Genomic DNA, 23,072 nt, shown 5'->3' with positions numbered 1-23,072 from the left:
GCAGCCGTCCAGCCAGCTCCGTAGCGCCCACCACCAGTGGATGGTCCCCGGGCACCGCCGGCGTGGTCAAGGTGATCGAGATGCGGGACCGGCTGGACGCCGCCGTCACCGGGCGGGGCAGCGCTGCCCCTCCCGGGGGACGGTGAGCGAGATCAGGTACGCGTCGACGGCCGCGGTCACGCACCGGGTCTGCGGGTAGGCGGTGTGTCCCTCGCCCTCCCAGGTGAGCACCCTCCCCACCCCGAGCATCGAGGCCAGCGCGGCGGTCTGCTCGTAGGGCGTGGCCGGGTCGCCGGTGGTGCCCACCACCAGGATCGGCGGCGCGCCGTCCGCCCGCCCGGTCGGATAGGGATCCCGCCCACCCGGCCACTCCACGCAGCCGAGCATCCCCACCGCCAGCGCCGGGCCGAACAGCGGGTATTTCTGCCGCCACTGCGACTGCAACGACCGGACCTGCTCCCGGGTCGGCTTCTCGGTCTCGTCGGCGCAGTTGACCGCCAGGTTGGCGTCGAACAGGTTGGAGTAGTGCCCGTCGTCCGCGCGGCCCGCGTACGCGTCGGCGAGCTTGAACACCCCCGCCGGATCGCCGCCCTGGAGGTCGTCGATCGCCTGGGCCAGCTCCTGCCAGCCCGGCTCGGTGTAGAGCGAGGAGATCACCGCGTAGAACACCCAGCCGGCGGTGGCCTCCCGACCGTCCGCGCCGCGTACCGGGGAGGCGTTGGCCTTGTCGATCGCGGCGGTGACCGCCCCGCGAGCGTCCGGCGCGAGCGGGCAGCGGCCGGCGTTCGCCGCGCACCACCGGGAGAAGTTGTCGAACGCCCGCTCGAAGCCCTTGGCCTGGCTCTCCGAACCGGCGATGAGCTGCTGTCGCGGGTCGACCGCGCCGTCGAGGACAAGCGCCCGCACCCGCTGCGGATAGAGCTGCGCGTAGGTGGCGCCGAGCAACGTGCCGTAGGAGTAACCCAGGTAGGTCAGCTTGTCGTCGCCGACCGCCGCGCGCACCGCGTCCATGTCCCGGGCGGCCTGCGCGGTGCTGTAGAGCGAGAGCTGGTCGCCGTACTTTTCGCCGCAGCGCTGCCCGATGCGCCGGTTGAGGTCGACGAAACCGTCGAAGGACGCCTGGCTCTCCGGGTCGGGGTCGTAGCCGAAGCTGGCGTCCAGGTCGGCGTCGGGGATGCACTTGACCGGGCTGGACCGGGCCACCCCGCGTGGGTCGAAGCCGACGATGTCGAACCGGTCGGTGACCGCCGTCGGCAGGCCGCCGAACGCCGGACCGAAGGAGAGGTAGACCGCGGTGTCCACGCCGGAGGCGCCGGGGCCGCCCGGGTTGACCACGAGCGACCCGATCCGGTCGCGCTGGGTGGCCGACCGGATCCGGATCAGCGCGATCTCGAACGTCTCGCCGGTGCCCGGACCGGCGGTCGAGCCGGTGGCCGCCCCGCCGCCCCAGTTGCGCGGCACGGCGATCCGGGCGCACTCGTAGCGCATGCCGGACGCGCCCCGGCCGACCAGCTCGCCGGGCACCTCCGGGCAGTCCCGCCAGGTGGGCGCGGTGCCCGGTGGGGCCGCCTCGACCTCGCTCTCGGCGCGCGGGGCGAACGCCGGCAGCGTGCAGCCGGCGGTGAGCACCACCGCCGCGACGAACGCGGCCAGCGCGGGCCGGATCCGGCGGGGCCGGGCGGGGAAGCGGGTCACGAGGGCACCCTCCATGATCGTGTCGACCGTCAGGCTACGCCCGGCCGCCGGCGTCGTTCACCGTCGCCGCCGGATCCCCGCGCAGCACCTCGTCGACGTCGTAGCGGATCGGGCGGTCGAGCTGGCCGTAGTCGCAGGAGCGGGGATCGCGGTCGGGCCGCCAGCGCAGGAACCGGGCGGTGTGCCGCAGCCGGTCGCCCTCCATCGCGTCGTAGGCCACCTCGACCACCAGCTCGGGGCGCAGCGGCTCCCACTCCAGGTTCTTGCCGCCGGTCCACCGGCTCACCCCGCCCGGGATGCGCTGGCCCCGCTCGTGGTCGCCGTGCGCCCACGGGTGGTCGCCGCCGACCTCGCGGTAGGGCTCCAACTCGTCGAGCAGCTCCTTGCGGCGGGCCATGGTGAACGAGGAGCTGACGCCGATGTGGTGCAGCAACCCGTCGTCGCCGTAGAGCCCCAGCAGCAGCGAGCCGACCACCGGGCCGGACTTGTGCCAGCGGAAGCCGGCCACCACCGCGTCCGCGGTGCGGGCGTGCTTGACCTTGAACATCAGCCGCTTGCCCGGCTCGTAGGGCAGGTCGGCCGGCTTGACGATGAGCCCGTCCAGGCCGGCGCCCTCGAACACCTCGAACCAACGCCGGGCGGTCTGCGGGTCGGTGGTCACCTGGGTCACGTGCACCGGCGGCCGGACCCCGGCCAGCGCCCGCTCCAGCCGCTCCCGGCGCTGCGGGTAGGGCCGGTCGGTGAGCAGCTCGTCGTCGAGGGCGAGCAGGTCGAACGCGACAAAGTCGGCAGGCGTGGTCTCGGCGAGCAGCTTCACCCGGGAGGCGGCCGGATGGATCCGCTGGGCCAGCAGCTCGAAGTCGAGCCGCGGCTGCCCGCCGGGACCGTCCCGGCGGATCACGATCAGCTCGCCGTCGACCGCGCACCGGGCCGGGAGCTGGCGACGCGCCTGCTCGACCACCTCGGGGAAGTAGCGGGTCATCGACTTGCCGCCGCGACTGGCCAGCTCGACCTCGTCGCCGTCGCGGAAGACGATGCAGCGGAAGCCGTCCCACTTCGGCTCGTAGGTCAGGCCCGGGTCGGTGGGCAGCTCGGCCACGCTCTTGGCCAGCATCGGCTCGACCGGTGGGTTGATCGGCAGGTCCACGGCGACAAGTCAACCAGACCCCACCGACACCCGTGAGGCAGATCACCACCCGGCGGCGGGCGGCGTGTCCCGCCCCGGACCCGTTCATCCCCCGCGACCGGATGGCGGAGGCGCAGGTCAGCGCTACCGTCGCGGCGTGCCGGAGTGGAGCTGCGGATGCTGCGGTCGCTGGCGGGTCAGCGTGGAACTGGTCCGTGGGCGGTACCGCTACCGGCTGGTGCACCGCTACCCGCCGGAGCACGGCGGCGGCGCGAACGTCGTGGGCGAGGTGGGCTCGGTGGCCGAGCTGGAACGCCTGCTGCTGCGGTACGCCCCGGTCGGCCTCGCCGACCTGCACGAGGCCGCCTGAGACGGGACCGTCTGGGACACGGGACCGCCTGGGACACGGGACCACCGTTGAGCGGCGTCCCGCGTAGCCTGAGGCGGACCGGCTCCGGGAGGGAACGCCATGCGCTTCGTCGAGACCGTCGAGATCGCCGCCGACGTCGACCGGGTCTGGGCGGTGCAGACCGACGTGGAGAGCTGGCCCGAGTGGACGCCCTCGGTCAGCGCCGCCCGCCGCCTGGAGCCCGGTCCGCTGGTCCTCGGCTCGACCGTCCGGCTCTCCCAGCCCCGGTTGCGGCCGGCGATCTGGCGGGTCACCGAGATCGACCCGCCGTACGCCTTCGTCTGGGAGTCCGCGAGCCCCGGCGTGCGCAGCCGCGGCGAACACCGGCTGGTGCGGCTGGACGACCGGCGCACCCGGGTCGAGCTGGCGCTCGTGCAGACCGGGCCGCTGGCCGGGCTGGTCGGGTTGTTCGGCGGCGCCACCATGCGCCGCTATCTGCGGCAGGAGGCGGACGGGCTCAGGCGCCGCTGCGAGCGGGCGTGACCTTCTCCAACACCGCCAGGCGGTTGCCGTTCTCGTCCGACCGGTGCGCCACCACGCGATAACCGCGCCGCGCGTACAACCCCAGGTTCTCCGCGCTCCGCGCACCGGTGAACAGCGCGAACCGCGCCACCCGGTCGGCGCACGCCGCCTCGATCGCGGCCAGCAGCCGGCCGCCGATGCCGCGACCCTGCTGGTCCGGGGCGACCGAGAGACGGCCGACGTGGGCGGTGTCGCCGTCCACGCTTGCCCACGGCGGGGGCGACGGTCACGTCGTCGGTCACCCGGTCAGCACACCACACCCGCGCCGGGCGGTCGTACCCTGGCGGGTGTCCCCGTCCGAGGAGAGGTGGCCGAGGTGCCCGAGCTGACGTACCCCGAGGTGGGCGCGACCCGCGACGGCGACCTGCCGGCGGGCTACCACCACCTGCGCCACCGGATCCGGCTGCCGGACGGCGCCTTCGCCACCGCGGCGGACGCGGTGCTCGGCTGGCGGCTGCACCGCGCCGCCGGCGTGGTGATGCGCGCCGACGCGGCGCGCGCCGCCCCCGGCGTGCGGGTCACACCGGGGCTGGGCGTCGGGCCGGCGCGGGTCTGGGGGCCGACCGAGGTGGTCTGGGCCGTCGACGAGCCGGACCGGGCCGGTTTCGGCTACGGCACGCTGCCCGGGCACCCGGAAGTCGGCGAGGAGGCGTTCCTGGTCACCCGCGAGCCGGACGGGACCTGGTTCGAGGTGACCGCGTTCAGCCGGCCGGCACACTGGTACGTGCGCGCGGCCGGGCCGGTCACCCGGGGCTTCCAGCGGGCGTACGCGTGGTGGCTGGGTCGGACGCTGCGCCGGCTCACCGCTCAGTAGCGGGCGAAGGAGCGGATCGGGGCGCGCGGCCCGTACCTCGGCGCCTGGATGCCGGCGGCCTCCAGCAGCACGCAGACCCGCCCCCGGTGCCCGGTGAACGGCTTCAGCAACGTCAGCATCCGGGCGTCGTCGCCACGCGGCTCCCCGGCCAGCGCCCAGGCCACCGTGTTCGGTACGTGGTAGTCGCCGACGCTCACCGCGTCCGGGTCCCCGTACGCGATCCGGACCACCTCGGCGGCGGTCCACGGGCCGATGCCGGGGATCGCGGTGAGCCGGCGGGTGGCCTCGGCGGCGTCCACGCAGCGTTCCAGCCGGTCCGCGACGGCGGCGGCGCGGCGCAGCGTGTCGGCCCGGCGCTGCTCCACCCCGAACGGGTGGAAGACCCAGTACGGCGTGGCCGCCACCGCGGCCGGCGCCGGCGGCAGCAGCAGCGGTTGCAGCGGGCCGGGCGCCGGCTCGCGGAAGTGCCGCACGGTCGCCGCGTACGCCCGGTACGCCTCCTTGCCGGTGACCTTCTGCTCGAACACGGCCCGCAGCAGCCGGGGGAAGACCTGGCCGGTGGCGGGCATCCGCAGCCCGTGGTGCGCCTGCGCCAGCCGGGCCACGAGCGGGTGCGCGGCGGCGAGCGCGGCGAACCCGGTCAGGTCGTCGCGCAGCCCGGCGACGCCGTCGGCGCGTTCGACCACCCAGGACGCGCCGGGCCCGTACCCCTCGGCGACCAGCTCGCCGGCCTCCGGGCGCAGCGCCAGCGTGGCTGGTCCGTCCGGGGTGCGAGTGGCCCACCAGAAGCTGCCGGCGGCGATCCGCGCGCACGGGTCGTACGGGCTGAAGGTCAACGCCCGCACCGAGGCGGCCAGTCGGTAGCCGGCCGGCGGTCGCAGCGTCCGGCGGGCGTCGGGCGGGGTCACCCCGCCACTCTGCCACGTGGCCGGGCCGGGACGGACGACACCGCCGTGGGCGGTGGGCTCACGGCGGTGTCGGTGTGTGGGTGCCGGGAGGCGGGGCGATGCCGGTACGCCCCGCCTCCCGGGTTCACGACGGTGACCGGCCGCGCCCTCCCCGGCGGCGGCCGGTCACCGTGTCCGGTGCGGTCAGTACGAGTAGTCCGAGCCGCCGCCCGAGTCGCCCGAGTCGCTCGACGACGGGGGCGCGACCGCCTTCGGGGTGCCCTTCGGCAGGCAGGTCAGGTTCTTCTTGCCGTTGGGGTCGACGACGAACCAGGTGCCGCCGACGGCCTGGCCCTTCCACTGGCCGGGCTTCTTGTCGCCGATGTACCGGTAGACCGGCCAGTCCCCGATGGTGATCTGCCGGGTGCCGTCCTGCCGGGTCACCGTGCCGATCTTGTCGTCGGAGACGCCCTGCAACTGCGGGTTGCCGTCGGTCAGCGCCGGCGGCCAGACCTCGGCGCACTTGTCCACGCAGTTGGACTGCGCCGGCTTCGACGAGTCCTTGTCGAACCGGTACAGCACCCAGCCGTCCTGGTCGGTGACGACCTTGCCCATCCGAGGCAGGGTCTTGCCGACGAGCTGATCGGTGAGTTTCACGTCCGACGGGGGTGCCGCCTGGTCGTCGGTCGGCGCCTCGGGGGTGGCCGACGCCTCCGGCTCGGCCGCCGCGGTGGGTTCGGCCGCGGCGACGGCGACCGGCTCCGCCGCGCTCGAGTTCGCCCCGTCGTAGCCTGCTGGGGCGCAGGCCGTAAGTGCGACCATCGCGCTCGCGACGATGACGGTCGTCCGCTTGTGGTGTGCCACGTGCCCTCCTCGTTCTTGGCAGTTCGCCGAGTAGTACGGGCGGCAGTGCTGTCAAGGTTGAACGCAGAAGCGTGGTCCATTTCACAGTGGACCGGTTGAACCGATCCCGCCCGCCGCGCGTACGCCACCACGACGGGCCGTCCGCAAACGACACGACGGCGCCGGGCGGTCTCGCCGCCCGGCGCCGTCGGCGCGGTGGATCTACAGGTCGGAGACGGTCACCAGCGGGCTGGCCACCCCGTTGACGTCCACGGACTGCACCTGCACCTTCTCGATGTCGCCGAGCGGGGCCGAGGTGGACGCGGTCAGCTCCAGCCCGAGCGGGTTCTGGTTGGTGCCGTACCCGCTGCCCGGCACCGACCAGGTGCCGACCACCTCACTCGTGGCGTTCTTCCGCACCACGAGCAGCCGGCAGGTGCGCGGACCGGGCAGCCGGCTCAGTTGCAGGGCGATCTGCGTGCCGTACTCCTTCTTCGCCAGCCACATCGTGGTCTTCACCCCGGTGCCCGCGTCGGTGGCGTTGTGCTCCTCGCCCTCCTGCTCGTTCCCGCCGACGCCCGGCTGGTTCGGATCGACCGGACCGCCGCTCGGCGCGGCCGTCGGCACGCTCTGCGTCGGCTCGGCCCGCGGCACCGGCGCCGAGTCGTCGCCGAGCATCCCGGCCGCGACCCCGCTCACGCCACCGAGCACCACCACGGCCGCCGCGGTGGCCAGCAACTGCCGGACCCGGGTACGCCGCCGGTCCCGCCGTACCGCCACCAACGTGCGGTCCAGCAGCGCCGGATCGGTGTGGGTCTGCTCCAGCGCGGCCATCGCCTCGCCGTCGATGCCGGAGAGCATCCCCACCACCGGGACCATCGTCTCCAACTCGGCGGCACACGCCCAGCAGGTGGCCAGGTGCTCCTCGAACCGCTCCGCGTCCTGTGCGTCGAGCACGCCGAGCGCATAAGCGGCGACGTCCATGTGGTCGGCCCGGCTCATTCCGTCACCCCCCTCTCCTGCAGAGCGGTGCGCAGCGCGCGCAGCGCGTAGTAGACCCGTGACTTGGCGGTGCCGAGCGGAAGGCCCAGCTCCTCCGCCGCCTCGGGGACGGTACGACCCCGAAAGTACGTCGCCACCAGGATCTCCCGGTGCGACTGGCTCAGCGTCCGCAGCGCGTCCGCCACGGTCATCGTGCGCAACACCCGGTCGGTGCTGTCCGACTCGGCGAACGCGGTCAGGTCCCGGTCGTACGTCTCCGCCGGGCGAGCCTGCTCGCTGCGGTGCTCGTCGATGGCGATCCGCCGGGCCACCGTGACCAGCCACGGACGCAACGAGCCCTGGCCCTGCACACCGAGGCGGTGCGCGTTGCGCCAGGCCCGCAGCAGCGTCTCCTGCACGATGTCCTCGGCGCGCTGCCGGTCCCCACCGGTCAGTCGCATCACGAACATCAGCAGCGGGCCGGCGTGCTCGGCGTAGAGCAGGCGGATCAGCTGGTCGGAATGGCTGGCCTCGGCGGAGGTCGCCTGGTGGCGTCCGGGAGCGGGTCGCGGCGGCACCGGATCATTCTGGCGATCGGCGGGTCGGGCGTCGACCCCCCGATCCGAGCGCGCCGCCCGGGAGTGTGACTGCGCCCGGGCGAACATCCACTCGGGCCTCGCCACCTCGCCGTGCCAGCCGGCCGCCACCGCATGCATGCAGACCTCCGGTGTCCAATGACATCAGCCGGCCCCCCACGGGCATGGCCGCCCGGTGATACGCACCGAACCCACGAACGGATCAACGTTTGACAGAAAAAATTCCTGGCGGTGGCGGAGTGGAGTCGACGGCGTCCGCGTCGTGGACCACCGGCACGCCGCCGGCGAACCGGTCCAACTCCGCGCCGGCCACCACCCGGCCGGGAAACCAGTCGCCGGCCGCGCGGCGGGCCAGCTCCGGCACCGGCGGCTCCACCCGGGACGCCACGAGCACCAGGTTGCCGTACCGCCGGCCGCGCAGCACCGCCGCATCACCCACCAGGCAGGCCCGGGGCAACACGGTACGCACGGTGGCGACTTGCCCGCGGACGTGCCGCAACGGCGGGCCGTCGGCGACGTTCGCCAGGTACGTGCCGCCCGGCGCCAACACCCGGGCCACCTCGGCGGCGTACTCCACCGAGGTCAGGTGGGCCGGGGTGCGGGCGCCGGCGAAGACGTCCGCCACGATCACGTCGTACCCGGCGGCCCGGCTCGACGCCAGCGTGGCGCGGGCGTCGGCCACCCGGACCCGCAGCCGCGGATCGGATGGCCAGGGCAGCTCCCGCCGCACCAGCTCCACGAGCGCGCCGTCCACCTCGGACACCCGCTGCGTCGAGCCGGGCCGGGTCGCCTGCACGTAGCGGGGCAGGGTGAGCGCGCCGCCGCCCAGGTGCAGCACCCGCAGCGCCGCGCCGACGGGCGCGACCAGGTCGATCGCGGCGGCCAGCCGCCGCACGTACTCGAACTCCAGGTGCGTCGGGTCGGCCAGGTCGACGTGGGACTGCGGCGCGCCGTCCAGCAGCAGCGTCCACGAGCCGGGGCGGTCCCGGTCCGGCACCAGCTCGGCCCGCCCGGTGTCGACGTCGACCACCACCCGGTCGGTGTCGCGTCGCCGGCCCATCAGCGCCGCATCCCGCGCGCGGCCGACGTGAGCACCCGGTGCAGCAGCCGCGCGTCGCCGAGCATCCCGCGCAGTTTGCGCTCCAGACCGGCGATCGGCACCAGGTTCTGCGGCGCGCGCGGGTCCTTGTAGGGCGTCGACGCGAACCGGGGCAGCGTGACCAGCGACAGGTCGGCGAGCGCGACCGCCTCCGGCACGCTCAGCTCGGCCGAGCACTCCATCCGCACGATGCCCGCCCAGGGCGCCCCGGCGGCCACCGGCAGTCGCAGGTACCACGACCAGCCGCCCCACGCGGTGCCCAACCGGAACACCGGGCAGCGCTGGCCCGGCGCCAGCCCGGTCACCACCGCGGTCAGCCGGGCGTCGAGGTATTGGCTGTGCTGCGTCTTGATGTAGCCGAGCGTGCGCGGCAGGTTCCGCCGGCTGCGCAGCGGACCGTCCACCACCAACAGGTCGCCGTCGGCGCGCACCGCGTCCGACACGTCCACCTCAAGCGCGGTGAGCGGGCCCTGCACCGCCGCCGGCAGCTTGCTCAACTCGCCGGTGCCCCCGACCCGGTGCACCGGGTAGCGGATCGCGCCGGCCACCACGTCCCCCGCCGACGGGCTGGCGGTGAACAGGCCCCGACCCACCCGGGACCCGGCCAGCTCGGCGGCACCCCGGTCCAGGTCACAACGGACCACCCCGGCCGCGTACGAGGCGGCGATGCCGGGGAACGAACCGCCGTCCTCCTCCGCCGTCCAGATGCTGGCGTCGATCCGGCGTACCCCGTCGACGAGCAGCACCACGTCCGGCGCCCGCACCCCCGGCCGGGGGTCGATGGCCCGCCAGTCGGTCACCGGCAGCTCGACGTCGGCCTCCACCTGGGCGCTGCTCGGCGTCGCCGGCCCGGCCCCGCCCGCCGCCTCGAACGACGCCCCGTACGCCGGATCCCACGAGTCGACGAAGAACCGCGCGCTCACAGGCCGGTCCGCTCGATGCGGGCCGTGCGGGCGTCCTTGCGGACCTCGAAGCGGACCGGGATCCGCTCGGCCAGCGCCGGCACGTGCGTCACCACGCCGACCATCCGGTCGCCCCGGGCGGCCAGGTTCTCCAGGGTCGCCGCGACCGTGTCGAGCGTCGCCGCGTCGAGCGTGCCGAAGCCCTCGTCCAGCACGATCGACTCCAGGCTCGCCGCGCTCGTGGACATGCCGGCGAGCTGCTCCGACAACGCCAGCGCCAGGGCCAGCGACGCCTGGAACGTCTCCCCGCCGGACAGCGTCCGCACGCCGCGCCGCAGGCCGGCGTCGTGATGGTCGATCACGAAGAACTCGCCCTTGTCGTGGACCAGGTCGTACTGCCCGCCGGACAGCTCGCGGAGGATCCGTGACGCGCCGTCGACGAGCAGGTCGAGCGCCTCGGTGAGCAGCCAGCGCTCGAAGTTGTTGGCCCGCAGGTGCCCGGCGAGCGCGCGGGCCACCCGCGCCTGGTGTTCGTGGCCGGTCCGCTGCTCCCGCAACCCGGCCGCCTGCTCGCGCCGCTCGGTCAACCGGCGCAGCTCCGCCTCGGCCCGCTCCACCGCCACCGCGACGTCGCGCAGCGGGTCGTCCGGCGCGTCCAGCCCGGCGGCGGTGAACGACGCGGCGATCCGGTCGGCCACCTCGGTCACCGCCCGCTGGGCGGCGTCGACCGCGTCGGCCAGCCCGCCCCGGTCGGCCCGTCGCCGCTCGGCCTGCTCGCCCGCCCAACCGGCGAGCGCCGCCCAGGCGGCGGCCACGTCGTCCCGGTCGGCGGCCGGTGGGCCGAACCGGGCCAACCCGTCCCGCGCCGTGTCGAAGTCGCGCCAGGCCCGGCGCAACCGGTCCTGCGCGCCGTCGAGCGTGCCCCGGGCCCGCCGGGCGGCCTCCCGACCGGCCCGGACCGCGCCGGCCGCCTCGTCCAGCGCCGCCCGCAGCCGGGCGTGTTCGGCGAGCGACGCGCGCAGCGCGTCCGGCGTGGGGGCGTCGGCGAGCTGCCCGTCCACCTCGGCCAGCCGCGCACCGAGCCCGTCGTGTTCGGCCCGCACGCGCAGCAGCACCCGCTCCAGGTCACGGGCGGCGGTGTCGCGCTCCTGCACCACCCGCTTGGCGGACTCGCTCGCCGCCCGCGCCGCCTTGCCGGCCGCGAGCGCCCGGCTCACCGCCGAGCCCTTCGGCACCGCCGGCACGGCGGTGACCACCTGCTCGCACACCGGGCAGGGCGCGCCGTCGACCAGGTGCGCCCGCAACGCCACCGCCTGGTCCGCCGCCTTCGCCTCCTCGTGCGCCCGGAACGCCGCCTCCAGCTCGGCCTCGGCCCGCGTCGTGTCGGCCCGCGCGGCGGCCAGCGCCGCCACCGCCGCGTCGTGCTCGACCCGCGCCGCGTCGACCGCCGCGCGGACCGTGGCCGCCTCGCCGGTGAGCCGCTCCCGGTCGGCGTACGCCCGCAGGTGCAGCCGCAGCGCGCTCTCGTCACCGGCGGCGGCCAGCTCGCCGCGCAGCTTCTCCTCCCGCTCCTCGGCCAGCCCGACCGCCGCGGCCGTCTCGTCGGCGGTCACCCGCGCGGCGGCCACCGCCCGGGCCAGCTCGGCGATGCCGTCCGGCGGCCGGACCCCGGCCAGCACGCCCAGCTCGGCGTCGAGGGCGGCCAGCGCCGCAGCCCGCTCACCCGCCGTGACCCGGGCCCGCTCCAGTTCCGGTACGGCCACCGCGACCGCGCCGGCCAGCTCGCGCACCACGTCGACCCGGCCCCGGGCGTCGGCCAGGCTCGCGTCGTCGACGTCGGTGAGCCCGCCGAGCATCTTGTCGACGGTCTCCAGCTTCGCCTCGGCCTGCCCGGCCCGCTCGACCGCCTTCTTCTGCACCCCCTCGTAGACGCCCAGCCCGAGCAGGTTGACCAGGATCTGCTGGCGGGTCGCCGGCTTGGCGTGCAGGAAGTCGGCGAACTGCCCCTGCGGCAGCACCACGCACGAGGTGAACTGCTCGTAGGGCAGCCCGACCGCGTCGAGCACCGCCTGCTCCATCTCGGCCGGGGTGCCGGCCACCACGTCGCCCAGGTCCTCCGGGCTGAGCCCGGTGTCGAGCTTGGTGATGTCGAACCCGGGCGGCATGAGCTGGAGCCCGGCGTTCGTCGTCTTCACCGTGCCCCGGCCGTCGCGGCGGACCACCCGGGTGGCGACGTAGCGGTCGCCGGCGGATTCGAAGACCAACCGGACGCGCGCCTCGGCGGCCGACGGCGCCAGCGCGTTCGCCAACCCCCGCGTGCCACCCCAGCGCGGCACCGTGCCGTAGAGCGCGAAGCAGATCGCGTCGAGCACCGTCGACTTGCCCGAGCCGGTCGGGCCGACCAGCGCGAAGAAGTCCGCGTCCGTGAAGTCGACGGTGGTCTCCTCGCGGAAGACGGTGAACCCGGCCATGTCCAGCCGCATCGGCCGCATCAGTGTTCAACTTCCTCGAGCAGCTCGTCGAAGAGCTCCCGCACGCCCTCGTCGGCGTGCCCGCGGCTGCCCAGATAGTCGGCGAACAGCTCGCGCGGGGAGCGACCGGCCCGCTGGGCGGTGCGGGTGCCGCTGCCCGGCGCCGGCATCAGCTCCGGGTCGATCCGGATCTCCAGCGCGCGGGGAAGCAGCTCCTGGACGTCCTCGCGCAGCCCGGCTCGGGGCTGCTCCCGGACGAAGACCCGCAGCCAGCCGTCGGGCGGCTCGATCTCGGCGAGCTGCGCGAGCGTGCCCCGCACCGTGCGCAGCGGCACCGCGCCGGGCACCGGCACCTCCCGGATGCGCGCGGCGGTGCTCGCGGTCACCTCCACGATCGTCACCGAGCCGATGTTCTCCTGCTCGCCGAAGTCGACCGCGAGCGGGCTGCCGCTGTAGCGGATCGGGCAGGGGCCGATCACCCGCTGGGAGCGGTGCAGGTGGCCCAGCGCCACGTAGTGCGCGTTGCCGGGGAAGACGGTGGCCGGCACCGCGTAGCCGAGCACGGTGTGCGCGTCCCGCTCGCCGCCGCCGGTGCTCGCCCCGACGACGGTGAGGTGGGCGGTGACCAGGTGCACCCGGTCCGGCTCGGTGAAGCCCTCGGCCAGTTTGCCGAGCACCCGGCCGAGGTGGTCGGCGTAGGTCTGGTTGGCCTCGGCCGGGGTGAGGGCGTACATCTCCACCGCGCGGACGGCGTAGCGCTGGGAGAGGAAGGGCAGCGCGGCGACCTGCCAGCGCTCGCCGTCGCCCGTCACCCCGTCGACGACGTGCTCGGCCGGATTTTCCCGCACGCTGCCGCGCAGCGTGATGCCGGCAGCCTCGGCCCACGGGCGCAGCGCGTCGAGTGCCGCGCCGTTGTCGTGGTTGCCGCCGATGGCCAGCACATCGGCGCCGGTGCGGCGCAGCGCGGTGAGCGCGCGGGTCACCAGCCGGGTCGCCTCCGGCGTGGGCGCGGCGGTGTCGTAGAGGTCACCGGCGACGATCACCAGGTCGGGCCGCTCGTCACGGGCGATGTCGATCACCTGGGCCAGGACCTGGGTGTGTTCCTCGGCCCGGGACTGCCCCTTGAGGACCTTGCCGACGTGCCAGTCGGAGGTGTGCAGGATCTTCATCTTGGTGCCGCCTAGAACGGGATGTCGTCGTCGGAGGAGCCGGAGCCGACCACCGCGAACGGATCGGCGGCCTGGGTGATCGACCGTAGCGTCTCCGACGGGGCGCGGCCGGCCTCCGCCACCCGGGTGGCCCACGCCGGGAACGGGAACTCCAGGCACAGCGGCACCGGGATGTCGGGCTGGTTGACGAACATGGTGCCCGGCTTGGCCAGCAGCGCCCGCTGCCGCTGGGCGGGCGGGAGGAAGCCGTATTCCGGGCGGGACGCCTCGGCCGGGTCGAGCCGCCCGACCACCCGGATCGCCGAGTTGGTGACGATCCGCCGTTCCACCTCGCTCGCCGTCTGCTGCGCGCCGACCAGGATCACCCCGAGCGACCGGCCCCGTTCGGCGATGTCGAGCAGCACCTCCTTGATCGGGGAGGACCCCTCCCGGGGGGCGTACTTGTTCAGCTCGTCGAGCACGACGAAGAGCAACGGCTTGGCGGTGCCCGCCTTCTCCTTGCGCTCGAACTCGCTCTTCAGCGTCACGCCGACCACGAAGCGCTGCGCGCGGTCCGGCAGGTTGTGCAGGTCGACCACGGTGACCTGGGCGCTCTCCGCGGTGTTGATCGAGTGCGGGCGGCGGGTCGCCAAATCGCCGCGGATCAGCCGGCCCAGGTCCTTCTTGCTGCCGATCAACCGGCGGGCGAACGCGTTGACCGTGCCCAGCCCGACCGCGCTGCCGGCCCACTCACCCCGGGTCTCGTCGTCGTTGAGCTGCTCGACGACGTGGTCGACCAGATCGGCGTAGGAGCCGAGGCGGACCCCGTCGATGCTCACCCCGCCGTCGGCGGGCTGGGCGTAGCGGGCCAGATGGGCGGCGACCGAGTGGACCACCATGGTGTATTGCTGGCGCTCGTCGTCGGCGTCGGCGAAGACGTAGGGCAGCAGGCGGTCGGCGCAGAACTCGGTGAGCGTCCAGTAGAAACTGTCCACGCCGGTGAGCCGGCTGCTCACGTCGGGCGTGCCGGACGAGTCACCGACCCGGGGCGGCGCGTAAACCCGGACGTCGGGGAACGCGCCGGCGTCGAGGCCGAGCTTCGCGTAAGCCGCGCGGGTCGGGTCGTCGAGCCGGCTGTTGGGGTGGTCGAGGAAGAGCAGGTCCTCGCCCTTGACGTTGAAGATCAGCGCCTTGGCGTTGACCGCGTCGCCGCCGAGCACGCCGGAGCGGAACACGGAGTAGAGCAGGAAGGTCGCGAAGCTGGTCTTGGTGGCGACGCCGGAGATGCCGGAGATGGAGACGTGCGCGCCCCGGGTGCCGTCGAGGAAGTCGGCGTTGAGGTAGACCGGCACGCCGTCGCGGCCCATCCCCATCGGGACCCGCCGTTCCATCCGGTCGAAGTGCAGCGCCCGGGCCCGGGCGTCGCCCTCGGCCCGGTGCACCACCGCGCCGGGGGTGGGCGGGACGTAGAACTCCGGGTCGACCCGGGTGGTGGTGATCTCGGCGGCCTCCTGCACCTGCGCGGGCAGCGTGCCGTCGGCGATGGCGAAGACGTCGGAGTCGAACTGCGCCCCCTCGTGCCGGGCCCGCACCTGGGTCACCACGCCGGCGATGGTCACCGGCTCGCGGTCGGGCAGGTCGCGCCGGGTGACCACCACGTCGTCGAGTTGCAGGTAGCTCCCCGGGGCGACGGCGGTCCAGAAGGTGAGCGGGGTGGCGTCGGCGGTGCCGAGCACCCGGCCGACACCCTCGCCGGGCCCGTCGAGCTGGTCGTCGGTCATCGGCGGTCTCCGGTCGGCTGGTCGTTCCGGTCACGGCGCACGTCCTGCATCCTGCCCGAGGGATGCGACAGGTTGCCACGCGACGCGGCGGACGCCACGCCCGTCGTGTCCCGGCCGGTCGCCGCGTGGATCCGGCCGACCACCGTACGTGCGCACCCCGCACCCTTTGCGCGCGCGGATTCACGGAAAGAGGGCTCATTCCGCCGGCCAAGGCCACGCTTTCCGTGAATCAGCGCGCGGTGGGGAGGGGGCCGCGGGCGTAGCGCAGCATCAGCATCCCGTCGGGGGTGGCCAGGGCGTGGCGTAGCGAAAGGTGGCGTGGGGGGCTCGCGGGGCCGGCGGCGATGCGGCCGGGGCCGGCGCCGGCGAGCAGCGGCGCCACGGTCAGGCAGAGCTCGTCGACCAGGTCGGCCTCGGTGAGCGCGCCGAACAGGTGCGGCCCGCCCTCGCAGAGGAGTTGGCCCAGCCCGCGTCGGCGCAGTTCGGTCAGGCCGGCGGCCAGGTCGACCCGGTCGGCGCCGCAGCGGATCACGTCGGCCACCTCGGCCAGGCCGGCGGGCGGCGCGGCGTCGGCCCGGGTGAGCACCAGCGGCCGGACCGGGGCGTCGGCGAAGCACGCCTGGGCCGGATCGAGGTCGAGCGAGCCGGAGACCACGACGAGCGTCGGGAACTCGGCCAGCCCCCGGTCGCGTCGCCAGGCCCGGCGCCCGGGGCTGAGCCGCACCGCGCGGTAGCCCTCGTGGCGCAGCGTGCCGGCGGCCACCAGCAGGCCGTCGCAGAGCATCCGCAGCAGCCCGAAGACGCGCTTGTCCGGCTCGCCGGAGAGCCCGGCGGAGTAGCCGTCCAGGGTGACCGCGCCGTCCGCGCTGGCGACGAAGTTCACCCGCAGGCGCGGGGTGGGCGCGCGGTCGTAGAGCGCGGTGAGCTGCGGGTCGGTCAGCGGGCCGGTGACGGGCGCGGGCCAGATCCGTTCGATCGGGGTTCCGACGCTCATTCGCCGGCCGGACCGGTGACCGGCGGGGTGGGTTCGGGGGTACGGTGCTGGCAGTCGCACCACTTCCGGCCAGGACAGTCGTCGTGCCGCCGCTCCCGGCAGGCTCGGCAGATCATGAAGGCAGCCTATGCCGAGGAAGGATGGGACCACGTGCCGCGTCAGATCTTCCAGCTGATGGTGTCCCTGACCGGGGTCCGGCCGCCGGTGTGGCGGCGGGTGCTGGTGCCCGGCGGCTACACCCTGGACCGGCTGCACCGGGTGATCCAGCACGCGGTGGGCTGGCGCGACTGCCACCTGCACTCGTTCGACGTCGGTGGGCGGCAGTACGGCGAGCCCGACCCGGACGGCGAGCTGGCGCTCCGCGACGAGCTGGACGTCCGGTTGGACGCGGTGGTGGGCAAGGGCGACCGGTTCCGTTACACCTACGACTTCGGTGACTGGTGGGAGCACGACCTCGTGGTGGAGGACGTCTGCGCCGCCGACCCGGACGAGCGCTACCCGGTCTGTCCGGACGGCGAGCGCGCTGCCCCGCCGGAGGGCGTGGGCGGCCCGGAGGGGTACGCCGTGCTGCTGGCCGCGCTCGCCGACCCGGCGCATCCCGAGCACCTGACCATGCGGGACTGGGCCGGCCCGGCGTTCGACCCGGCCGGGTTCGCCGCCGATCGCGCCACCACGTTGCTCCGCCGCTGCTGCTGATACCCGGCCCGGCCGAGGGCACGGATCAGGGGTAACGAAATGGGAACGCTCCCAGCGGCCTATTGACACCCCTGTTACCTGCCGGCAATCTCATGGGAGCGCTCCCGGGAGTGGCGTGGATCTCTTACCCTGCCCGCTCCGGCACGAGCGACACGCACCCCCCACCACACAGATAACTCGCCTCACCACCGAAAAGAGGGGTCTGAAAGATGAGCGTCCCAATTCGCCGTCGGCAGCTCGCGGCCATCGCGCTCGCGTCTGTCGTGGTGCTCGGCACCGCGACCGCGTGCAGCGATGACGACTCGGGCAGCGGCGGCGACAGCGACGGCCCGGTCACCCTGGTCGTCGACGTCTTCGGCGATCAGGGCTTCGGTTACGAGGACCTGTACAAGCAGTACGAAGCCGAGCACAAGAACGTCAAGATCCAGGAGCGGGGCAAGGGCCTCGGCCTGGACGACTACAACACCCGCCTGACCCAGCAGATCACCGCCGGGTCCGGAGCCGGTGACGTGGTGGCCCTGGAAGAGGGCACCATCGTCCAGTTCTACGCCCAGGCCGACAAGTTCGTGAACCTCGCCGACCACGGCGCGAACGACCTCAAGGGCAACTTCCTGCCGTGGAAGTGGGAGCAGGGCACCACGCCCGACGGCAAGGTGCTGGGCCTCGGCACCGACGTCGGCGGCATGGCGCTGTGCTACCGCAGCGACCTGTTCAAGGCCGCCGGCCTGCCCACCGACCGCGAGCAGGTCGGTGCGCTCTGGCCCACCTGGGACGAGTTCATCGCCACCGGCCAGAAGTTCGCCGCCGCCGACAAGAAGCACAAGTTCGTCGACTCGGCGACCAACTTCTACAACGTGGTGCTGATGCAGATCGCGGGCCAGGGCACCGGCTACACGTACTACGACAAGAGCAACAAGCTGGTCATCGACCAGAACCCGGACGTGCAGGCCGCGTACCAGCTCACCACCAAGATGGTCGGCGCCGGGCTGTCGAACAACCTGCAGTCCTTCTCGAACGAGTGGAACGCCGGCTTCAAGAACAGCACCTTCGCCACCATCGCCTGCCCGGCCTGGATGACCGGTGTCATCAAGGGCCAGGCCGGTGACACGGCGGCCGGCAAGTGGGACATCGCCAAGGCCCCCGGCAACGGCGGCAACTGGGGCGGCTCCTTCCTCGGCGTGCCGAAGTCGAGCAAGCACCAGAAGGAGGCCGTCGAGCTGGCCAAGTTCCTGACCAGCGCGCAGGGCCAGATCGGCGCGTACAAGGCGGTCGGCAACCTGCCGTCGAACCCGCAGGCGCTGACCGACCCGGCCGTGGCCGACTCGACCAACGAGTACTTCAGCAAGGCCCCGGTCGGCAAGATCTTCGCCGCCGGCGCGACCGACCTGAAGCCGGTCTACCTCGGCCCGAAGAACAGCGCGGTGCGTACCGCGGTGGAGAACAGCCTCCGCTCGGTGGAGCAGGGCAAGTCGGCGGACGCCGCCTGGCAGGACGCGCTGAAGAACGGTGCGGCTGCCGGTAAGTGACCCGGTTGAGCCGCCCGCGGGTGGCGTCGGCAGCCCTGTGCTGCCGGCGCCACCCGCGGTGCCCGCAGAGTCCGGTGTCGCCCGAGTAGCGGGTGACACCGGCCGAGGAGAAGGACCTCCAATGAGCCTCGACCTGCACGCCACGGCGCCGCCCGAGCCCGGCCCGTCGCGCGCCACCCGCCCCGCGCACCGTCGCGCCACATCGACAACCAGGCTGGACCTGAAGTACTCGCCGTACCTGTACGTCCTGCCGTTCTTCGTGATCTTCGCGGTGTTCAGCGCCTATCCGATCGCGTACACGGTCTGGATCGCGCTCACCGACCGGTCGCCGCTGAACCCGACGATCTCCTTCGTCGGGCTGGACAACTTCGTCGAACTGATCACCAACGATCCGCAGTTCTGGAACGCGGTGGTGAACACGTTCGGCATCTTCGTGCTCTCCACCGTGCCGCAGTTGATGCTGGCGCTGATTCTTGCGAACGCGCTCAACCGGAGGCTGCGCGCGCAGACCTTCTTCCGGATGGCCATCGCCATGCCGATCATCACCTCGACCGCGGTGGTCGCGTTGATCTTCTCGATGATCTACGCGAAGGAATTCGGCCTGGTCAACTGGCTGCTGGACAGCGTCGGCCTGGATCCGATCGACTGGCGGGCGAACCGCTTCGCCTCATGGTTCGCCATCTCCACCATGGTCGACTGGCGCTGGGTCGGCTACAACGCGCTGATCTACCTGGCCGCCATGCAGTCGATCAGCAAGGACATGTACGAGGCCGCGGCGCTGGACGGGGCCTCCCGGCGACGTCAGTTCTGGTCGATCACCGTCCCGCAGCTGCGTCCCACGATCATCTTCACGCTGATCATCTCGACGATCGGCGGGCTTCAGCTCTTCACCGAGCCGCTGATGTTCACCAGCGGCGCCGGCGCCCTCTCGGGCGGCTCCGAGGGGCAGTTCCAGACCATCACGATGTACCTGCTCGACGTGATGAACCAGCGCTTCCGGTGGGGTTACGCCGGGGCGGTCGCGCTCGTGCTCTTCGTGCTCATCGCGCTGGTGTCGCTGGTCAACTACCTGTTGGCCCGACGCATCAGCTCCGACAAGTGAAGGTGACGAGATGACGACCACCACGCTCCGTCCACCCGCCCGGCCGACCGCGCCGGCGAAGGCCACCCACCAGGCCGAGCGGCTCTGGAAGGCCAGCCCGCTCACCTGGGTCGGGCTGGTCCTCGGCGTGCTCCTGTCGCTGTTCCCGTTCTACTGGATGATCGTGATCGCCTCGCGGACCAACGACGCGGCCAACTCCTGGCCGCCGCCGTTCCTGCCCGGCGGCAAGCTCGGCGAGAACATCGAGCGGGTGCTGTCGAACAGCGACGCCAACATCGTCAAGGGCCTGATGAACTCGTTCCTGGTCTCCGGGACGATCACCATCGCCACGGTCTTCTTCGGCTCGCTCGCCGGGTTCGCGTTCGCCAAGCTCCGCTTCCGGGGCAAGAACGCGCTGCTGCTGATCATCCTCGCCTCGATGATGGTGCCGATCCAGCTCGGTGTGCTCCCGCTCTACATCCTGATGGCGAAGCTCGAGTGGTTGAACACCATGCCGTCGGTGACCGTGCCGTTCCTCATCGGCGGCTTCGGGATCTTCATGATGCGCCAGTACGCGGAGCAGGCGGTCCCGAACGAGCTGATCGAGGCCGCCCGGGTGGACGGCTGCTCCACCTGGAAGGTGTACTGGCACGTGGTGATGCCCGCGCTGCGCCCCGCCGCCGCGGTGCTCGGCCTGCTCACCTTCATGGAGCAGTGGAACCAGTTCTTCTGGCCGTTCGTGGTGCTGGCCGACCCGTCCAACCCCACCGTCCAGATCTCGCTGCGGAGCCTCAACACCGCCTACTTCGCCGACAACTCGCAGATCTTCGCCGGTACGTTGATCGCGACCCTGCCCCTGTTCGTCGTGTTCGTTCTGTTCGGCCGCCAGATCATCGGCGGCATCATGGAAGGCGCCGTCAAGTCGTGAGCAACCCAGCCAGCCCGCCCGCCGTCGGCGTTCTCGACGGGGGCCCGGCCCTGACCTTCCCGCCCGGCTTCCTCTGGGGTGCGGCCACCGCCGCGTACCAGATCGAGGGCGCCGCGGCGGAGGGTGGCCGTACGCCGTCGATCTGGGACACCTTCAGCCACACCGAGGGTCGGACGGTGTCCGGGCACACCGGCGACGTGGCCTGCGACCACTACCACCGGATGTCGGACGATGTGCGGCTGATGGCCGACCTGGGGCTGCGGTCCTACCGCTTCTCCGTCTCCTGGCCGCGGGTGCAGCCGGGCGGCGCCGGCGCGGTCAACCAGGAGGGGATGGACTTCTATCACCGCCTGGTCGACGAGCTGCTCGGCCACGGCATCGAGCCCTGGGTGACGCTCTACCACTGGGACCTGCCCCAGCCGCTGGAGGACGCCGGCGGCTGGCCGGCGCGGGACACCGCCGGCCGGTTCGCCGAATACTCGGCGCTCGTCGCCGACGCTCTCGGCGACCGGGTGAAGTATTTCACCACGCTCAACGAGCCCTGGTGCTCGGCGTTCCTCGGCTACGGTTCCGGCGTGCACGCGCCGGGGCGGTCGAACGGCGCGGACGCGGTCCGGGCCGGCCACCACCTGATGCTCGGGCACGGCCTGGCCGTGCAGGCGGTGCGGGCGTCCCGCCCGGAGGCGGAGCTCGGCATCACGGTCAACCTCTACCCGGTCACCCCGGCCACCGACTCGCCGGCGGACGCCGACGCGGCCCGTCGCATCGACGCGCTCGCCAACCGTTTCTTCCTCGACCCGGTGCTGCGCGGCGCGTACCCGGCCGACCTGGTCGCCGACCTGCGCGGCGTCACCGACTTCGGGCACGTCCGCGACGGTGACCTGGCGATCATCTCCACCCCGCTGGACATGGTCGGGGTCAACTACTACAGCCGGCACGTGGTCGCCGCGCCGGTCGAGGGCACGGAGCCGGAGCCCTACTGGCGGGCGTCGTCCTGCTGGCCGGGCAGCGAGGCTGTCCGGTTCGTCACCCGGGGTGTGCCGGTCACCGACATGGACTGGGAGATCGACGCCCCGGGCCTGGTGGAGACGCTGGAGCGGGTCCACCGGGAATACACCGACCTGCCGCTCTACGTCACCGAGAACGGCTCGGCGTTCGTCGACACGCTCGTCGACGGGCGGGTCGACGACCCGGACCGGCTGGCCTACTTCGCCTCGCACCTGCGCGCGTCGCACGCCGCGATCGAGGCCGGGGTGCCGCTGAAGGGTTACTTCGCCTGGTCGCTCATGGACAATTTCGAGTGGGCCTGGGGCTACACGAAGCGGTTCGGCATGGTCTATGTCGACTACGACAGCCAGGCCCGGATCGCGAAGTCGAGCGCCAGGTGGTACGCCGATGTGATCCGACGAAACGGCCTGGCCGCACAATAAGCTGGGCCAGCCAGTAACGGGCGGCCCGGCGCCGGGGGCCTCAACCGGTGCCGGGCCCGCCCGACCGTCGGAGGAGCACAGACGATGACAACGCAGCGCACCCGCTCGCTCGGGCGCCCGACCCTCGACGCGGTCGCGGCGCGCGCCGGCGTCGGGCGCGGCACGGTCTCCCGCGTGGTCAACGGCTCGCCGCAGGTCAGTCCGGAAGCCCGGGCCGCCGTCCAGCAGGCCATCGCCGAGCTGGGGTACGTGCCCAACCGGGCCGCCCGGGCGCTCGTCACCCAGCGGACCGACTCGGTTGCCCTGGTCGTCTCCGAGTCGGGGGAGCGGGTCTTCACCGAGCCGTTCTTCGCGGCGATCGTCCGGGGCGTCAGTTCCGGGCTGCTGGAGACGCCGATGCAGCTCTGGCTGGCCATGGTGCAGTCGCCGATCGAGCGGGAGCGGGTCGAGCACCACCTGACCAACCAGCACGTGGACGGCGTACTCCTGCTCTCTCTGCACGACGCCGACCCGCTGCCCACACTGCTCGAGGAGCGCGGCCTGCCGGCAGTGCTCGGTGGCCGGCCGGCCCGGATGCTGCACCCGAACGCCCAGCCGGCGTGGTTCGTCGACGTCGACAACGTCGGCGGCGCCCGGCAGGCGGTGGAGCACCTGTTCACCCAGGGGCGGCGGCGGGTCGCCACCATCGCCGGCCCGCAGGACATGGGCGCCGGCCTGGCCCGGCTCTCCGGCTACCGGGAGGCGGTGCGGGCCGCCGGGAGCGCGGTCGAGGCGGGCATGATCGCGTACGGGGACTTCAGCGAGGGCAGCGGCACCGCCGCCATGCGCCGGCTGCTGGACGCCTGCCCGGATCTGGACGCCGTCTTCGTCGCCTCCGACCTGATGGCCTTCGGCGCGTTGCGCGCGCTGCGTGAGGCCGGTCGCCGGGTGCCGGAGGACGTCGCGGTGGTCGGCTTCGACGACGCCCCGGTCTCCCGGCAGGCCGACCCGCCGCTGACCACGGTGTTCCAGCCGGTGGAGGAGATGGGCCGGCAGATGGCCCGCATGCTCGTCGCCCGCATCCGCGGTGAGGACGTGCCCTCGCCACACGTCCTGCTGGACACCGAACTCATCCACCGCGCCTCCGCCTGACCCCGCGCCGGG

Annotated in this window: 21 protein-coding genes and 1 pseudogene; 9 read left to right on the top strand and 13 right to left on the bottom strand. The window is 73.4% G+C overall.

Annotated features, from left to right (window positions below; genetic code table 11):
* Nucleotides 1–105: 105 nt before the first annotated feature.
* Together O7602_RS20410 and O7602_RS20405 are read right to left on the bottom strand one after the other, a co-directional pair.
* A complete protein-coding gene (locus O7602_RS20410; RefSeq protein WP_281584228.1) occupies nt 106–1,695 on the bottom strand; it encodes an alpha/beta hydrolase in 1,590 nt (529 codons plus the stop codon).
* A gap of 34 nt (nt 1,696–1,729) precedes the next feature.
* Nucleotides 1,730–2,842 carry an ATP-dependent DNA ligase gene (locus O7602_RS20405; protein WP_281584227.1) on the bottom strand — a complete coding sequence of 371 codons (1,113 nt, stop codon included), beginning with the start codon at nt 2,840–2,842 and terminating at the stop codon, nt 1,730–1,732.
* 136 nt (nt 2,843–2,978) lie between these two features.
* On the opposite strand from O7602_RS20405, the gene O7602_RS20400 reads away from it, so the two are divergent.
* Both O7602_RS20400 and O7602_RS20395 read left to right on the top strand, forming a co-directional pair.
* Nucleotides 2,979–3,191: a hypothetical protein gene (locus O7602_RS20400; protein WP_281584226.1), complete on the top strand. Its 213-nt coding sequence runs from the start codon at nt 2,979–2,981 to the stop codon at nt 3,189–3,191.
* 99 nt (nt 3,192–3,290) lie between these two features.
* Nucleotides 3,291–3,713, top strand: coding sequence for an SRPBCC family protein (locus tag O7602_RS20395; protein WP_281584225.1), 423 nt, complete (start codon nt 3,291–3,293; stop codon nt 3,711–3,713).
* Here O7602_RS20395 and O7602_RS20390 read toward each other — a convergent pair.
* Nucleotides 3,688–3,954: pseudogene (locus tag O7602_RS20390) on the bottom strand (GNAT family N-acetyltransferase); the annotation flags it as partial. The gene O7602_RS20395 and the pseudogene O7602_RS20390 overlap by 26 nt on opposite strands.
* 114 nt (nt 3,955–4,068) lie before the next feature.
* Between O7602_RS20390 and O7602_RS20385 the strand changes: the two are divergent.
* Entirely contained in the window at nt 4,069–4,566 is a 498-nt protein-coding gene (locus O7602_RS20385; RefSeq protein ID WP_281584223.1) for a DUF1990 domain-containing protein, read from the top strand.
* Here O7602_RS20385 and O7602_RS20380 read toward each other — a convergent pair.
* The 10 genes from O7602_RS20380 to O7602_RS20335 all read right to left on the bottom strand — a co-directional run bounded on the left by O7602_RS20380 (nt 4,560) and on the right by O7602_RS20335 (nt 16,268).
* Nucleotides 4,560–5,474, bottom strand: a complete 915-nt coding sequence (locus tag O7602_RS20380) for a DNA-3-methyladenine glycosylase 2 family protein (RefSeq protein WP_281584222.1) — start codon at nt 5,472–5,474, stop codon at nt 4,560–4,562. The two genes, O7602_RS20385 and O7602_RS20380, sit on opposite strands and share 7 nt — an antisense overlap.
* A 183-nt stretch (nt 5,475–5,657) precedes the next feature.
* On the bottom strand, nt 5,658–6,317 hold the full coding sequence (locus O7602_RS20375) for a hypothetical protein (protein WP_281584221.1): 660 nt from the start codon (nt 6,315–6,317) through the stop codon (nt 5,658–5,660).
* A 201-nt stretch (nt 6,318–6,518) separates the two neighbouring features.
* Entirely contained in the window at nt 6,519–7,298 is a 780-nt protein-coding gene (locus O7602_RS20370) for a zf-HC2 domain-containing protein (RefSeq protein WP_281584220.1), read from the bottom strand.
* Complete coding sequence (locus tag O7602_RS20365) at nt 7,295–7,993, bottom strand: sigma-70 family RNA polymerase sigma factor (protein WP_281584219.1); 699 nt, start codon at nt 7,991–7,993, stop codon at nt 7,295–7,297. The genes O7602_RS20370 and O7602_RS20365 overlap by 4 nt, the downstream gene beginning before the upstream one ends.
* Nucleotides 7,994–8,075: 82 nt before the next feature.
* Nucleotides 8,076–8,933, bottom strand: a complete 858-nt coding sequence (locus O7602_RS20360) for a fused MFS/spermidine synthase (protein ID WP_281584218.1) — start codon at nt 8,931–8,933, stop codon at nt 8,076–8,078.
* Nucleotides 8,933–9,895, bottom strand: coding sequence for a hypothetical protein (locus O7602_RS20355; protein WP_281584217.1), 963 nt, complete (start codon nt 9,893–9,895; stop codon nt 8,933–8,935). Before O7602_RS20355 ends, O7602_RS20360 begins: the two co-directional genes overlap by 1 nt.
* A complete protein-coding gene (locus O7602_RS20350; RefSeq protein ID WP_281584216.1) occupies nt 9,892–12,366 on the bottom strand; it encodes an SMC family ATPase in 2,475 nt (824 codons plus the stop codon). Before O7602_RS20350 ends, O7602_RS20355 begins: the two co-directional genes overlap by 4 nt.
* Nucleotides 12,366–13,514, bottom strand: a complete 1,149-nt coding sequence (locus O7602_RS20345; RefSeq protein ID WP_281584215.1) for an exonuclease SbcCD subunit D — start codon at nt 13,512–13,514, stop codon at nt 12,366–12,368. Before O7602_RS20345 ends, O7602_RS20350 begins: the two co-directional genes overlap by 1 nt.
* 11 nt (nt 13,515–13,525) lie before the next feature.
* Nucleotides 13,526–15,274, bottom strand: coding sequence for an ATP-binding protein (locus O7602_RS20340; RefSeq protein ID WP_281584214.1), 1,749 nt, complete (start codon nt 15,272–15,274; stop codon nt 13,526–13,528).
* A 229-nt stretch (nt 15,275–15,503) separates the two neighbouring features.
* Nucleotides 15,504–16,268, bottom strand: coding sequence for a pyrimidine reductase family protein (locus tag O7602_RS20335; RefSeq protein WP_281584213.1), 765 nt, complete (start codon nt 16,266–16,268; stop codon nt 15,504–15,506).
* A gap of 150 nt (nt 16,269–16,418) precedes the next feature.
* Here O7602_RS20335 and O7602_RS20330 point away from each other — a divergent pair, with 150 nt between their 5' ends.
* The 6 genes from O7602_RS20330 to O7602_RS20305 all read left to right on the top strand — a co-directional run bounded on the left by O7602_RS20330 (nt 16,419) and on the right by O7602_RS20305 (nt 23,060).
* Nucleotides 16,419–16,964, top strand: a complete 546-nt coding sequence (locus tag O7602_RS20330; RefSeq protein ID WP_281590427.1) for a plasmid pRiA4b ORF-3 family protein — start codon at nt 16,419–16,421, stop codon at nt 16,962–16,964.
* A 209-nt stretch (nt 16,965–17,173) separates the two neighbouring features.
* Nucleotides 17,174–18,490: an extracellular solute-binding protein gene (locus tag O7602_RS20325; protein ID WP_281584212.1), complete on the top strand. Its 1,317-nt coding sequence runs from the start codon at nt 17,174–17,176 to the stop codon at nt 18,488–18,490.
* Between the two features lie 121 nt (nt 18,491–18,611).
* Nucleotides 18,612–19,592 (top strand): sugar ABC transporter permease, encoded by a 981-nt coding sequence (locus tag O7602_RS20320; protein WP_281584211.1) that lies wholly within the window; start codon nt 18,612–18,614, stop codon nt 19,590–19,592.
* A gap of 10 nt (nt 19,593–19,602) precedes the next feature.
* Entirely contained in the window at nt 19,603–20,499 is an 897-nt protein-coding gene (locus tag O7602_RS20315; RefSeq protein WP_281584210.1) for a carbohydrate ABC transporter permease, read from the top strand.
* Nucleotides 20,496–21,929: a GH1 family beta-glucosidase gene (locus O7602_RS20310; RefSeq protein WP_281584209.1), complete on the top strand. Its 1,434-nt coding sequence runs from the start codon at nt 20,496–20,498 to the stop codon at nt 21,927–21,929. The genes O7602_RS20315 and O7602_RS20310 overlap by 4 nt, the downstream gene beginning before the upstream one ends.
* An 84-nt stretch (nt 21,930–22,013) precedes the next feature.
* The gene (locus tag O7602_RS20305) at nt 22,014–23,060 is read left to right on the top strand and encodes a LacI family DNA-binding transcriptional regulator (RefSeq protein ID WP_281584208.1); all 1,047 of its coding nucleotides are present in this window, start codon (nt 22,014–22,016) and stop codon (nt 23,058–23,060) included.
* The last annotated feature ends 12 nt before the right edge of the window (nt 23,061–23,072 follow it).

This window comes from Micromonospora sp. WMMD1128 (assembly GCF_027497235.1).
In the GTDB taxonomy this organism is placed as follows: Bacteria; Actinomycetota; Actinomycetes; order Mycobacteriales; family Micromonosporaceae; genus Micromonospora.
This window is presented reverse-complemented; position numbering and strand designations above follow the sequence as displayed.

Excerpts from the sequence above, each read along its gene's own strand:
- O7602_RS20395 (WP_281584225.1), top strand. The coding sequence starts at position 3,291 with ATGCGCTTCGTCGAGACCGTCGAGATCGCCGCCGACGTCGACCGGGTC.
- O7602_RS20315 (WP_281584210.1), top strand. The coding sequence starts at position 19,603 with ATGACGACCACCACGCTCCGTCCACCCGCCCGGCCGACCGCGCCGGCG.
- O7602_RS20325 (WP_281584212.1), top strand. The coding sequence starts at position 17,174 with ATGAGCGTCCCAATTCGCCGTCGGCAGCTCGCGGCCATCGCGCTCGCG.
- O7602_RS20350 (WP_281584216.1), bottom strand. The coding sequence starts at position 12,366 with ATGCGGCCGATGCGGCTGGACATGGCCGGGTTCACCGTCTTCCGCGAG.
- O7602_RS20320 (WP_281584211.1), top strand. The coding sequence starts at position 18,612 with ATGAGCCTCGACCTGCACGCCACGGCGCCGCCCGAGCCCGGCCCGTCG.
- O7602_RS20345 (WP_281584215.1), bottom strand. The coding sequence starts at position 13,514 with ATGAAGATCCTGCACACCTCCGACTGGCACGTCGGCAAGGTCCTCAAG.
- O7602_RS20335 (WP_281584213.1), bottom strand. The coding sequence starts at position 16,268 with ATGAGCGTCGGAACCCCGATCGAACGGATCTGGCCCGCGCCCGTCACC.
- O7602_RS20365 (WP_281584219.1), bottom strand. The coding sequence starts at position 7,993 with ATGCATGCGGTGGCGGCCGGCTGGCACGGCGAGGTGGCGAGGCCCGAG.
- O7602_RS20370 (WP_281584220.1), bottom strand. The coding sequence starts at position 7,298 with ATGAGCCGGGCCGACCACATGGACGTCGCCGCTTATGCGCTCGGCGTG.
- O7602_RS20305 (WP_281584208.1), top strand. The coding sequence starts at position 22,014 with ATGACAACGCAGCGCACCCGCTCGCTCGGGCGCCCGACCCTCGACGCG.
- O7602_RS20360 (WP_281584218.1), bottom strand. The coding sequence starts at position 8,933 with ATGGGCCGGCGACGCGACACCGACCGGGTGGTGGTCGACGTCGACACC.
- O7602_RS20340 (WP_281584214.1), bottom strand. The coding sequence starts at position 15,274 with ATGACCGACGACCAGCTCGACGGGCCCGGCGAGGGTGTCGGCCGGGTG.